The 11,866-nt window shown below is 64.7% G+C and carries 14 protein-coding genes; 5 read left to right on the top strand and 9 right to left on the bottom strand.

Annotated elements, in window-relative coordinates:
• The first annotated feature begins 49 nt into the window (after positions 1–49).
• From C3V41_RS02980 to C3V41_RS02970, 3 genes are all read left to right on the top strand, one after another.
• Complete coding sequence (locus C3V41_RS02980) at positions 50–1,093, top strand: HNH endonuclease family protein (RefSeq protein ID WP_106110622.1); 1,044 nt, start codon at positions 50–52, stop codon at positions 1,091–1,093.
• A 28-nt stretch (positions 1,094–1,121) separates the two neighbouring features.
• Positions 1,122–1,541: an RNA-binding S4 domain-containing protein gene (locus C3V41_RS02975; RefSeq protein ID WP_106109040.1), complete on the top strand. Its 420-nt coding sequence runs from the start codon at positions 1,122–1,124 to the stop codon at positions 1,539–1,541.
• A 124-nt stretch (positions 1,542–1,665) separates the two neighbouring features.
• Positions 1,666–2,715, top strand: coding sequence for an alpha/beta hydrolase (locus tag C3V41_RS02970; RefSeq protein ID WP_106109039.1), 1,050 nt, complete (start codon positions 1,666–1,668; stop codon positions 2,713–2,715).
• Here the strand turns inward: C3V41_RS02970 and C3V41_RS02965 are convergent.
• The 3 genes from C3V41_RS02965 to C3V41_RS02955 form a co-directional block, all read right to left on the bottom strand.
• Complete coding sequence (locus C3V41_RS02965; RefSeq protein WP_106109038.1) at positions 2,684–3,619, bottom strand: HAD family hydrolase; 936 nt, start codon at positions 3,617–3,619, stop codon at positions 2,684–2,686. The two genes, C3V41_RS02970 and C3V41_RS02965, sit on opposite strands and share 32 nt — an antisense overlap.
• A gap of 403 nt (positions 3,620–4,022) precedes the next feature.
• Positions 4,023–4,778: a hypothetical protein gene (locus C3V41_RS02960; RefSeq protein WP_129591466.1), complete on the bottom strand. Its 756-nt coding sequence runs from the start codon at positions 4,776–4,778 to the stop codon at positions 4,023–4,025.
• Between the two features lie 201 nt (positions 4,779–4,979).
• A complete protein-coding gene (locus C3V41_RS02955; protein WP_246742085.1) occupies positions 4,980–5,225 on the bottom strand; it encodes a helix-turn-helix domain-containing protein in 246 nt (81 codons plus the stop codon).
• A gap of 861 nt (positions 5,226–6,086) precedes the next feature.
• Here C3V41_RS02955 and C3V41_RS13360 point away from each other — a divergent pair.
• On the top strand, positions 6,087–6,329 hold the full coding sequence (locus tag C3V41_RS13360) for a helix-turn-helix domain-containing protein (RefSeq protein ID WP_217350950.1): 243 nt from the start codon (positions 6,087–6,089) through the stop codon (positions 6,327–6,329).
• Positions 6,330–6,355: 26 nt separating this feature from the next.
• On the opposite strand, the gene C3V41_RS02945 is transcribed toward C3V41_RS13360, so the two are convergent.
• The 6 genes from C3V41_RS02945 to C3V41_RS02935 form a co-directional block, all read right to left on the bottom strand.
• On the bottom strand, positions 6,356–6,577 hold the full coding sequence (locus tag C3V41_RS02945) for a helix-turn-helix domain-containing protein (protein WP_106109036.1): 222 nt from the start codon (positions 6,575–6,577) through the stop codon (positions 6,356–6,358).
• A 161-nt stretch (positions 6,578–6,738) separates the two neighbouring features.
• Complete coding sequence (locus C3V41_RS02940) at positions 6,739–7,932, bottom strand: hypothetical protein (RefSeq protein ID WP_254423655.1); 1,194 nt, start codon at positions 7,930–7,932, stop codon at positions 6,739–6,741.
• A gap of 149 nt (positions 7,933–8,081) precedes the next feature.
• The gene (locus C3V41_RS14480; RefSeq protein ID WP_441299714.1) at positions 8,082–8,426 is read right to left on the bottom strand and encodes a DUF6907 domain-containing protein; all 345 of its coding nucleotides are present in this window, start codon (positions 8,424–8,426) and stop codon (positions 8,082–8,084) included.
• A 141-nt stretch (positions 8,427–8,567) separates the two neighbouring features.
• Positions 8,568–9,920, bottom strand: a complete 1,353-nt coding sequence (locus C3V41_RS12745; RefSeq protein ID WP_129591464.1) for a hypothetical protein — start codon at positions 9,918–9,920, stop codon at positions 8,568–8,570.
• A 93-nt stretch (positions 9,921–10,013) separates the two neighbouring features.
• Positions 10,014–10,316, bottom strand: a complete 303-nt coding sequence (locus C3V41_RS12740) for a hypothetical protein (RefSeq protein WP_129591463.1) — start codon at positions 10,314–10,316, stop codon at positions 10,014–10,016.
• 62 nt (positions 10,317–10,378) lie between these two features.
• Positions 10,379–11,305, bottom strand: a complete 927-nt coding sequence (locus C3V41_RS02935; protein WP_106109035.1) for a hypothetical protein — start codon at positions 11,303–11,305, stop codon at positions 10,379–10,381.
• Positions 11,306–11,551: 246 nt separating this feature from the next.
• Between C3V41_RS02935 and C3V41_RS02930 the strand changes: the two genes are divergently transcribed.
• Positions 11,552–11,845 carry a phosphoenolpyruvate carboxylase gene (locus tag C3V41_RS02930; protein ID WP_106109034.1) on the top strand — a complete coding sequence of 98 codons (294 nt, stop codon included), beginning with the start codon at positions 11,552–11,554 and terminating at the stop codon, positions 11,843–11,845.
• Positions 11,846–11,866 lie beyond the last annotated feature (21 nt).

Raw genomic sequence — 11,866 nt, 5'->3', positions numbered from 1 at the left:
CGCCGTCGGACCCGCCGCCGATGCCGGCGCCCCGTCCTACCCTGCACCCATGGCCTCTACCACCCCGCCCCACCCTGCGCGCCACCCGGCCCCGCTGCGCCGCCTGGCAGCGGCCCTCTGCCTCAGCCTCCCGGTCCTGGCCTTGCCGCTGGCAGGCGTCCCCACGGGGGCGGCCCACCCGGTGGCCCAGGTCCTCTCGGTCCCCTCACCCACTCCGTCGGCGGGCTGGGACGAGCGCGGCGACATGGTCATGGGCGCCCAGGACGCCCTGGCCGCCCTCGACGCGCTCCCGGCTGACAACCCGGCGGCGACATCCTGGGGCGAGGGGGGCAGGCTGAGCTGGTTCGGCCAGTCCTGGGAGGACGTGGACGGTGACGGCTGCGACACGCGCAACGAGATCCTGGCCCGGGACCTGACGAGCCCGGACTTCTCCCGCTCCCAGGGGATCCAGGACCGCAGCCAGGGGGCCGGTCAGGGCGCGGCGGGCTGCCCCAACGCGACCGTGTGGTCCGGGACCCTCCACGACCCCTACACGGGGCGCGACATCAGCTTCAGGCGGGGGCAGGACACCAGCGGTGCCGTCCAGATCGACCACGTCATCCCCCTGAACTACCTCTACGCCCACGGCGCGTGGGCCTGGGACCAGCGCACCCGGCTCCTGGTGGCCAACGACCCCCTCAACCTCCTGGCCGTGGACGGCCCGGCCAACAACGCCAAGGGGGCCTGCGGGCCGGCGACGTGCCCGGCAGGCTCCACGGAGAGGGGGAACTGGAACCCGGCCAAGGGGGGCGGCTGGTGGCCGCCGAACGACGCCTACCGCTGCCAGTACGCCCAGCATTTCGTGACGGTGGCCGCCACCTACCAGCTGGGACTGCCGGAGGCGGACAGGAAGTCACTGCGCTCGGCCCTCAGTGACTGCGCGGCCGGAGGCGACGGCGCCCCCTTCCCGGGCCACCAGATCCAGCAGCTGGTGGAGGCGGTCCTGGGCGACTCCTGGATCTCGGCCCTGACGGCCGCGGGGCTGTCGGCGCTCGGCGTGGGGCTGATAATGCGGGTCCGCCGCAGGCTGGGGCGTGGCAGCGGGCGCCGCTAGGATCGCTAGGAATCGCTAGGATCAGGCCATGACTACCCAGCAGGCCTTGGGCAACGGGCCGGTGAGCGTCCGGGTGGACGTGTGGCTGTGGAGCGTGCGGCAGGCCCGCTCTCGCTCCGCGGCCACCGCCGCCTGCCGGGCCGGGCACGTGCGGGTCAACGGTGAGACCGCCAAGCCGGCCCAGCACGTGCGGGTGGGCGACGAGGTGCGCTACCGGGTGGACGGGTTCGACCGCTTCCTGCGGGTGCGTGCTCTCCTGCGCAAGCGCGTGGGGGCGCCGCTGGCCCGGACGGCCTACGAGGACTTCTCCCCGCCACGCCCCTCGCCCCTGGACGCCCCCGCGGCCATTATCCGCCCCCGTGGCGCGGGGCGGCCCACCAAGAAGGAGCGCCGCCAGCTGGACGCCCTCATGGGAGGGGGCCGCCACCCGGGTCGGTCATCCGGCTGACCCCTCCTGCCTGAGGGCCCCGGGATCTCCGCCATACGTCCCTACCAGACAGGTGAGGTGGACGGGCCGCGGAGGACGTAGCCTGCACAGGTCCCAATCGTGCCTCACGTCTCAGGAGATCCCCATGATCCCGTGCTCGGCGCAGACCCACTCCGTCGGCTCCCTCGCCCTGGCCGGGCTGGCCGCCCTGGGGGCGGCGACGGCGTTCAGCACCCGCCGCCCTGACCTGGGGCCCGCCTTCCACCTGGTCTCCCCCGAGCTCCGCGCCCCGCTGCTCGTCCTGGGGCACGGGCCCACGCAGGCCCCCGAGCCTGCCCCCTCCAGGCGGCGACGGGGCTCGACCATGACCATGGGCAGGGTCTTCCCCCGAGGCCTGGGGCACCCCTGCATCGTCATGTGCCCGGACCGGGCGGTGCGCACCTGGTTCTACGAGACCCCCGAGCGCGGCGAGAAGGGGCCGACCGGGGTCCTGGTGTGGTTCCACGGTGGCGGCATGATCTCGGGCTCCCCCGCCCAGGACCACCCGTGGTGCAGCCGGATCGCCTACGAGCTGGGGCTGCTGGTCATCTCGGTGGACTACCGCCTGGCCCCGCAGCACCCCTTTCCCGCGGGGCTCGACGACGCCTTCGACGTCGTGACCTGGGTGCACGAGCACGCCCAGGACCTGGGCGTGGACCCCCGGCGTATCGCCGTGGGCGGGGCCAGCGCGGGGGGCGGTATCGCCGCGGCGCTGGCCCAGCGCGCCCATGACGCGGGGGTGCCGCTGGCCCTCCAGCTCCTGGTCTACCCCATGCTGGACTGCACCACCGGGGCCGGTGGCGTGGAGGTGCCCGGGCGCGGCGACTTCGTGTGGACCGCGCACCAGAACGTCGAGGCCTGGAAGGCCTACCTCGGCCACTCCGCCAGCGAGCCGGAGACGCGCCCCTACGCCTCCCCGGTCCAGCGCGAGGACCTGCGGGGCCTGGCTCGGGCGTGGGTCGGTGTCGGTGACCTCGACCTCTTCTACGCCGAGGACCTGGCCTACGCCGACAGGCTCGCCCAGGCCGGTAACAGGGTGACGGTCAGGACGGAGCCGGGGATGTACCACGGCGCCGACTACATCCCCTGGGCGGCCGCCATGCGTGAGTTCCGCGCGGACGCGCTCAGGTCGCTGCGTGAGGCCGTGGCCGCCTAGCTGCCGGCCCTGTCCCAGGGCCTTGGGGACGGGGCCCGACCCCGGGCGGGGTGCGACGCAGGAGCTCGGAGATGGTGCGCAGGACGCCGTCGTCGGTGTTGGCCGGGGCCGTGTAGTTGGCGACGGCCTGGATACCGGGGTGCGCGTTCTCCATGGCGAAGGAGAGATCGGCGTAGTCGTACAGGCCCAGGTCGTTGAGGTAGTCCCCGAAGACGGCCGTCTGGGCAGGGGTGATGCCGTGCGCCTCCTGGAGGGCCCTGAGGGCCAGGCCCTTGGAGGCGGTGTAGGAGATCATGTCAGTCCAGTGGATCCCGGCGGCCATGACCTGGACGCCGGTGACGGCGGACATGAGGGCCTGGGAGCTGCCCCTCTCCACGTCCTGGAAGTCGAAGGTGGCCGCCTTGACCACGTTGTCCAGGTCAATGGTCAGCAGGTCGTCCACCTCCTGGCAGGAGGCGTAGAAGCGGCGGACCTGCTCCATAAAGCGCTCGTCACGGCGCTCCACGTAGGCCCGCTCCACGCCTGAGACGACGATGCCGACGTCGTAGCCCTGCTCAAAGAGCCGCCGTGTGGCCAGCACGGCCTGGCGCACGGCGGGAGCGGGCATGGTGTTGGTGTAGATGACCCTGGGGCCGTCGGCGACAATGGTGCCGTTCTCGGCGATCACGGGCCCCTGGGCCACGATCTCCCCCAGGAGCTCCTGGAGGTTCCCCAGCTGGCGTCCGGAGGCGGGGGCGAACAGGACCCCGTGCTCCCTCATGCGCGCCAGCACCTCGTGCAGGCCGGCGGGCAGACAGCCGTCGCCGTCCAGGAGCGTCCCGTCCATGTCACTGACCACGAGCCGGAGATCCACCGTCCGGGGCAGGGCGTTAACCAGGCGAGGTGGAAGGGGGGCAGGCGTCATAGAGGCATCATCGCAGGGAGCCCCGGAGGCCGCCACACCGGCACGACGTGATCTGACCACGGCCGCCTGCCCCGGGGTGCCTGTAGCGCCTCAGGCACCCTGAGGACCGACGCCCCACCCTCCCCGCCCTTTTCGCGAGAACGGTACTTATTGCTCGCGAGAACGGTACTTGTTCGTCGTGAGAACGGTACTTGTTTGTCGTGAGAACGGTACTTGTTGCTCGTGAGAACGGAGTGTGCCCGGCAGGCTCCCGGGGCCGGTCTGCGCAACCGTCCTGCTGGCGGGTGTGAGGAGCTGGGCCTCGGCGCGTGAGGTATCTGTCCTGCCGCTGGCGTGAGGGCCTCGACGGCGCCTGACCGGGCCCGAGGGTGACCGGGACCCGTCCCCCGGGCGTGGGGATCTCTTAGCCGGTCTGACCGTAGGGGGGCTGGGTGCCGTAGCCCGTGGCCCCGGGCCGGCCGTAGCCGGTCTGCGGACTCTGCCCGTAGCCGGGGGTCTGCCCATAGGTGGTGGGCGTGGGCTGGGTGCCGTGAGGAGACTGGGTGCCGTAGCCGATCTGCGGGGGCGTGCCCTGCGTGCCGCGAGGCCCTGGGGTGCCAGGAGCTGTGGTGCTGTGGGCTCCTGCGATGCCGTGGGGCCCTGTCTGGGTAGCGGACTGGGCCTGCCCATAGCTGGTGGCCTGCCCGTAGCCGGTCTGCGGACTCTGCCCGTAGGTGGTGGCCTGCCTCGAGGACCTCTTGTTCAGGGCGCGCCAAATCCCGCGGCCGGCCCTGAACAGGAGGACAAAGGGAAGTGTCAGGAGCCGGAGCAGGAGCTTGAAGAGGTACTCCCCGATCTCGTCACCGAACAGGAACATAATGATCATGAGCAGTATCACGGCCCCGATCAGGATCCCGAACTTGACCTCAGCAGAGAGGTAGCCGTTGACCCACAGGTAGACAATGGCCCCCAGCACCACCAGGACCACGACAACAGCGTACAGGAACGTGCGGTGGCCGTGGTGGTTGTCATTGACTCCCCGGGGTGCGGGACCAGGAACTGACGAGGGCGGTCCCTCGGAAGAGAAGTAGGAGATGGCAATCCTAATAACCTCAACAAGACGTTGGAGCAGTCCCTTAGGAGAGGAGTGGGAGGGCCGGGACGGCGGCTGTGAGCTCATAGGCTCTATCGTGCCTGCCTCATGGGGGCAGGACGAGTAGGACAGGGCCCGTCCCGCCGGAGTATCTCCTGTTCGTGCCGCCGGGGGGCGGGGCCCGCGTCGGGAGTCGAGCACCGCGGGGACGCGACCGGTCCGGCGTCAGGTAGGTGCAGGTAGGTGGCGGAACGGGGACGGGCCGCAGTCGACGGCGACCGGCGCCGCTCACCCACGTAACCCCCGTACCAGCTCCCCCGGATCCACGTCCAGGACACGGGCGACACGCAGGATGTTGTGCAGGGACAGGTTGCGCTGGCCGCGTTCGACCTGGCCAATGAACGTCCAGTGCAGCTCGCTGCCCTCGGCCAGGGCCTCCTGGGACAGCCCCAGCTCCCGGCGTCGGGCACGCACCCGCGCCCCGAACTCGCCGGCAGCAGACGAGATGGGCGGCTTGGGCGAGGTACCAGACACCTTCTCATCACAGCGAGCCCAACCTTCTGTGTCCAGAGACTATGCGTCTCAAGTAAATATATCCTATACCATGGCTAAATATGTTCTATACTGTGGTGCGACAGTCAGACCGAGGAGGTGGTGCTTATAGGGCGACAAGCGGTACAACAAGGCACCTGCGTCACACACGTCAGGCGGAGATGACGTGACGGCCCGCGCTGCTACTGCGTAAAAGCGCCGTCGCGCCTCGCCGCCTGAAGGATCCCCCACGACGAGGGTGAGCTCTGTACACGTGCCTGAGAGCGCCCGTCACCGCATGACGGGCGCTCTCAGGCTTTGTGCGCCTGCATTGCTCGGCTGGCACGCCCTTTGCGTCCTGGGAGCCGGACAAGGCCACGCCGTCCGCCCCGCGCGGGCGCACTTTCCTGCAGATCTCACGACCCGCGGAGGAGCGTACGGGGCCTTACGGTTTATCCCGATATACCTCGGAACCCGGTGAGGGACCGGCACAGGAGCCCGCGGGATCTGCAAGGAGCTCGTGCAACAGCTTCCCTCCGAAACAAAGGGGAAACCCCGTGCTAAAGGTGCAGACAAGGGTAGAGCCGGAGACGGGCTCTGGGGTCCGCTCGGCGAGTTATCGCCCTGACTCCCGGAGACGACGAGAGCCGCTGGGAGTCCCAGCGGCTTGCGGTCGGCGCAACCCTATCCCACTCTAACCTCTGGGAAGCCTGCTGGCGGTACGTGATGCAGCATGCTGCCCAGGAGGGTTCGGGTGGCTCCCCTGACCGGGCTGCTGATACCGAGGGTCCTGACGGCGGCAGGGCTACCGTGTCTGCGCCCCGGCGCATCAACCGCTACCTCAGGCCTGAGCTGGTTGAGGAGATGGTGGAGCTATACCAGGCCGGCTGCACGGTCAAGGAGCTCGCTCAGCGGTTTGGCTTCCATCGGCAGACCGTGGCTCGTCACCTGAAGCGTGCTGGTCTGAGGCTGCGCACCGACATCGCCGATGAGTCCTTCCGCCAGCGGGTTCGCCAGGCCTACGCCGCTGTCGGGACGATCAAGGGCACGGCGAGACAGCTCGGGGTCAGCAGGAGCACGGTGCAGAAGGTGGTGCGGGGAGAGTAGCCCGGCCTTCCTCGTAGTGAGGTTGCTCACCCCACCGGTTCCAGCAGCTTCCGGGGGTCCACCTCCAGTACCTCGGCGATGCGTTCCAGGCTGCGCAGGGTGAGGTTGCGCTCGCCTCGCTCGACACCGCCCATGTAGGTGCGGTGCACGCCCAGGACCTCGGCGAAGGCTTCTTGGCTCAGGCCGCGGGCGTGGCGCCAGGCGCGCAGGTTCGCGCCCACCGTCCGCTGGAGTTCTCCCTGGGCCATGTAGCCCAGCGTGAACGGATGCCACTTGAGAGTCTACATACTTATGAGTAGCATCGATGGTGTCCGGCAGGCAGATGATGAGGGGGTGAGTACCATGGGCGGCGACTGAGCGACAGGCAGGAGGTGAGGGTCGCTCGCCTCCCCAGTACGAGCGCACCCGTTTAAGCCGCCTTGGATGGACGGGTGTGCTCGTGCTGCGTCTGTCGTGCTGAACTCGATGACATGGCAGCGGCCGCTAGTGTCTTCGGTAGCGTCCAAGAAAAGACGAGGCCTGCCCGTGGGAACAGCCATCCGTCATAGCGGTAGCGTAGCGTCTTTGTCTCCTGGTCTCTGTCTGCACGCCCACCTTCACCAATGGAGGCGAAATCAAGCATCCGCACCTCAGCAACATCGGCGTCGCTGTAGTGGAACTCGACTTCCAGCCCCCTGGTTGGACGATCAATATCCAGGTGAACGACATGTCCGTCACGCCTGGTCCGTGTTCTAAACCGGAACGACACCACTACTGACTCACCTCGTTGAACAACTTCTTCTCCGAGGTCTACCACGTAGACCTGTGACACATCGTCTACCTGGCGCTCGAAAGATACTTCGTCTCCGTCCACGGTGAACTGCTCCAGCGCGAACACCTCCGGGTCGGTGACGTCAAACCCGGCTGCTGGCCGGCGATACCACACGCTCGTCTCCCCGCGCTGAGCTGCCAGCTCCTCGTAGCGCCGTCGGTCTGACACTACCGCGAACTTCCGGAACCGGTGGCGTGGTACCACCCGGTATTCCCAACGAACAAGTAAATCGAAGAAAGGGTTAGAGGCGAAGCCTCTAACCCTAGCTATAGCTAGGGTTGCGTCGATACGAGCATCGTACCAGCGCTCCTCCGCCGTGATAGCCTGGTGCTTAATATCCCCATACACCTCCCGGCCGAAGGCTGCGTCACCGAAGCGCAATCCCAGGCTTGTCTCGGCCAGGTCGTCCAGCAGCTCCGATGTCGCGATCCGACCCACGTCCTGACGCTGGAATCGGAAGGCCTCAATCACGGCGTCGCGCAAGGCAGGTGCCTCGTCGTGGATCGTCTGCCGGAACCGCTCCACGGTGGCCTCTTCCTGGTCCCGGTGGAAGGTGTATTCAAAAAGAGTACTGAGCAGCCCGGCGCCGAACAGCGTCCCGCCGAGTTCACCGAGTGGCAGGGCGTGTAGCCAGCTCCATGTGCCGAGATCCTGTCCGGCCAGCCACCCGTTGGACATGATGAGCAGGATACCGGCAAGCGTCAGCGAGACAGCGAGCAGTGCCGCCTTGGCTCTGCGCAGGCGATGAACGGTGGAGACGGAGCTAGTGGGCTTGTCTGAACGGCGACTCATTTCTGTATGGTATTGTAGCAAAGTGGTTGTGATTATGCCAGGCAGGCAACAGGTCGCGAGAACTGAGGGTGACAAGACAACGCGCAGTACGCAAAAGAAAACTCAAGAGAGGCTACTCCTCTCCTGAGCTATGGATTTACCCTATACGCCTACACCGCCTCATCCATCTCATTCACCTCCTCCAGATACATCAGCAGCATGGCTGTCAGCCGCCGCGCGCTCTCCGGGCTCAGGTCGAAGCCGTGGAATCCGTCTCCGAGGTAGAGCCAGGTATCACGGTCTGCAGCGTAGCGGTACTGTTCAAGGTACAATGTTGCAGCAGCAGGGTTACGTAACACGGCACCGTCCTCGTTGGTGCGCCGCTCTAGGACGACGCAGGGAACCCCACGGCAGAGAGCTTCGTGCAGGTAATCTGACGGAGGATCCTCCGGATCGTGGATGGCGACACACCAGGCTGGACAGGATCTGTTCACCCGGACTGGGTGGTTGTGCATGGCTGAGCTCCTCCTCCGCGCTTCGTCTGGTCTGGTACACCGCCCGAGGGACGGTCGGGCACCAGACAGACAACCGTGAGGAGGGACGGAAGTCCAGGGAGAACGCTGGGGGAGAAAAGCGCACCTACCCTATCTCGTGTCTCATGTACCTTTCTGTGGCGCGATCGATTTACTCATGCGAAAAATCCAAGAAGCATAAACACCTATAACAACTATGATTAGTATTCGCGGAGAAAGAAGAATCCAATCGCACCACGACGCCCCTATCCATGCAACAGGAAACCCTTCGTGAGGTGAGCGAACCGCGAGAATCCGTGGTCCGGTCGGGCTTAATAGAAAGGTAATAACCAGCACAACGAGAGCTGCTAAGGCACGCCTGTAACGTTTAGTCAATTGACGATGCATGTAGGAAGATTTGATCGATTCCGTCACTCCCGCCACGACAAAGGGGGCGAGCAGGGCGGTCATAAGGAAGAATGCGCCACCGCGCGCCTGAGGATCACGATATGATACTCGACCAAAAAACCAAAATACGCAACAGATGAACGACACCAAGTAGCCATGAAGGGTCGGAAAAATAATTTGTGTGCGACATGGAGCTATCCAGAAGAGCCAGCGTATACTAATCGCCCCAACAGGGACATCTCTATCATGATTAGCTCCCCATCGATCAGAATAAATATCCATTTTTCTATTGGTGGGGGCAGAAATTTGACCACCATAAGTGCCATACGCTCTTACTAGACGTATATCTTTTGGCATAAAAACCTTTATCGATTCGATAGGTCTGGTCACCGCAGTCCTTTTCACGCAATACCCTGTTCTGTCCGATCCCGGCATAAGACTACTGCGCCACACCCCGGTACGACGCTCTGAGGTCTTAATCAATGAAAAGTCACGATCCGCGCGCAACTTGATCGCAACAATATGATGTTTCTCAACCTTTTCAAGATACTGATCAAATTGCGGTTGCGACCCCAAGCTCTCCCAATGCAGATTATGAACACGAAACTCGTTACACGTACAGAAACATTGACTCTTATCCTTGCGTGCGTCATTGCATACGATCCGAGCAACATATTCGTTAATGCATTCAGGCAAGTCGTCACCGAACCACTGCAGAAACAGCCAATATGCGTATCCTTCATTAAACTTGCGATTCATGAGGGAAGCGGAATGCCCGTCGTTTAATGAACAGTCGTACTGAAGATATGATTCCTTCGTTCTCCATCCGAGCGGAATGTATAAAAAGTTTTCTCTCTTTTTGCCACCCTGTGCAGGTAGATAAAACTTCTTTGCCAGATCGATTAAGATCGTAGTCCTAATGTCGATTGACTCTTTTTCTAACCAGGTTCGTCGACCTTCACTGAAATCAAGCATGAGAAGATGGCGTCGACTCCAAGCAGACCTATTCTCCTCAAGCTTAAACAGCATTTGGTATGCACGACCATATTTCCTGACTGAGTCCATCAGCAAAGAGCTGAAGCGTCCCATCGGAACCTCCGCATTCGCAAACCAGCAATAGTGTCTCTGCCTATTTCAGATATTGTGCGGCGAAGTATCGAGTCTACGCCCTACGCCTTAAACTTAGAATATATATGTTCCTCCATCGGAGTCTCCGAGTGCATCACGAGCCTGTTCTTCAAATGCTTCATATGCGTCTTTTTGGGAATATGTCGGGTGCGGGTCGAATTGCGTCCACGGCGTCAGTAGGTCACCCGGCTTCCAATATTCTGAATTCTTTTTCTTTAACTTTTTGAGATTGGTTCCCTTCATGGTTGCAACCATAACTCCCACCTGTATGAGATCAACAATTTGTCTACCTATACTCCGAGATTGCTCGCTATGTTCATTTTCTTCACTCTCAGTATCGTTAACATGTTCGCTCATTTCATTTCCTATACTCTCACATGATTCTCTGGATGGCAATACACTGGCAGATAGTGAAAATCTTACTCCCACTCCCATCCCATTCCGCTGAAGAGTCCTCCGTAGAGGTCGTGGTACTGTGTGGTCACGGTGCTGCCTCCTTTTAGGTCGAGCTGGTTGTTGGTGGTGGGTGTGCCTGGTCGTTCGAGGAAGCTGAGGCGGTTGAAGGACCAGACCGTCCGGGGTCTGGCGCCGAGGAACACGGTCTCGAAGATGGCGGTCAGGGTGCGTTCGTGGAAAGCGCGGCTGGTCTCGCGGAGGCGTCCGGGGTGTCCGTAGTCGGGGTCGGGGACGAGTTTGTAGCGCAGGTCGTAGAGGTGTCCGCGGCGCATGGGCCCGGCGTGGTGGAAGTCGTGGTTCCAGGAGTCGTTGAGGCGTCTGGTCCGTACCGTGAACGGCGGCTCCGGGACAGGGCGGCCCGGGAACGAGCTGGAGATACGCAGGTAGTCCGCCTCGTCAAACAGGGCCAGGAAACGGTAGTGCTCGCGGGTCTCCTGCCAGTACCCGTCGGCCACCACGGTGGTGATACGCACGCTCTCGTTGACGATCCCGTTGTGCAGTTCCGGCACCCGCACGCCTAGCGGGGAGGCGGGGTACCAGCCGGTGAGCAGCTGGTTGCGCAGGTTCACCACGGCCTGCTTCTCGCGCGCGGCCACGGTCTCGGCCTTGCGCCCGACCTTGTCCCCGTAGTAGGCCCGTCGCTCCCTGAGTAGCCCCATCCGCCCGGTATCCGGGCTCAGGGCGAAGACGTCCATGAGCAGCTCGGCGTCCGCCTCGTGCAGGGACCGGATCGCCGAGACCAGGCGCTCACGCACGTCCGCGTAGGAGAGGTCCTGCCCGCCGAGCACCAGCCGTAGCACCCCCGCAGCGTTGACTCGCTCCGGCGTCACACCCGCCCCCTTGCGCAGGTAGAGCAGGTCGGCCTCCAGGTCCTGGATGTCGGTCGGCACGGTGGGACGGGTACCTCCTTTACGGGGCAGCGGACAGGACACCGGGGGCGTGTCCGGCGTCACGAGGGGGATTCTACGCCAGGACCCCGACGATCCAGGTACAAGTTCCTGCCGTTTTACAACTTTGCCCCAACTTCCACCGCGCCCGCACGGGCACGGGTTGCCTGGTCCCGTGCCCACCACCTGGTGGCACCGGCCCCGCCAGCAGGGCCGACCTACCCACCACGCAGGAAGGGGATCGTTCCCGTGCCCACCGACATCACCGCCCCGCAGGACCCTGCTCCCACGGCCGGCCAGCGCCCCCGGACCCTGGCGCGCGCCCGACGCCGCGACCTGGCCGCCCTGGAGGCGCGCACCGAGCTGGCTCACGCCACGGACCAGGCCCGAGCCCTCCTGGCCGCCAGCGCCATGCACAACCTCGCCGCCCTGGGCGCCCTGGCGGACCAGCTCTACCAGGTCACCCCCACGGCCGCCCCCTACTACGACGCCATCATCCACACCTACGCCGCCACCGCCGCCCGGACCATCACCACCCTCTAGGGCCACCAGCCCCGAGACCAC

This window comes from Actinomyces sp. oral taxon 897 (assembly GCF_002999235.1).
In the GTDB taxonomy this organism is placed as follows: Bacteria; Actinomycetota; Actinomycetes; order Actinomycetales; family Actinomycetaceae; genus Actinomyces.
Note: the sequence above shows the minus strand (reverse complement) of the source record. Positions and strands in the feature narration are given on the sequence as shown.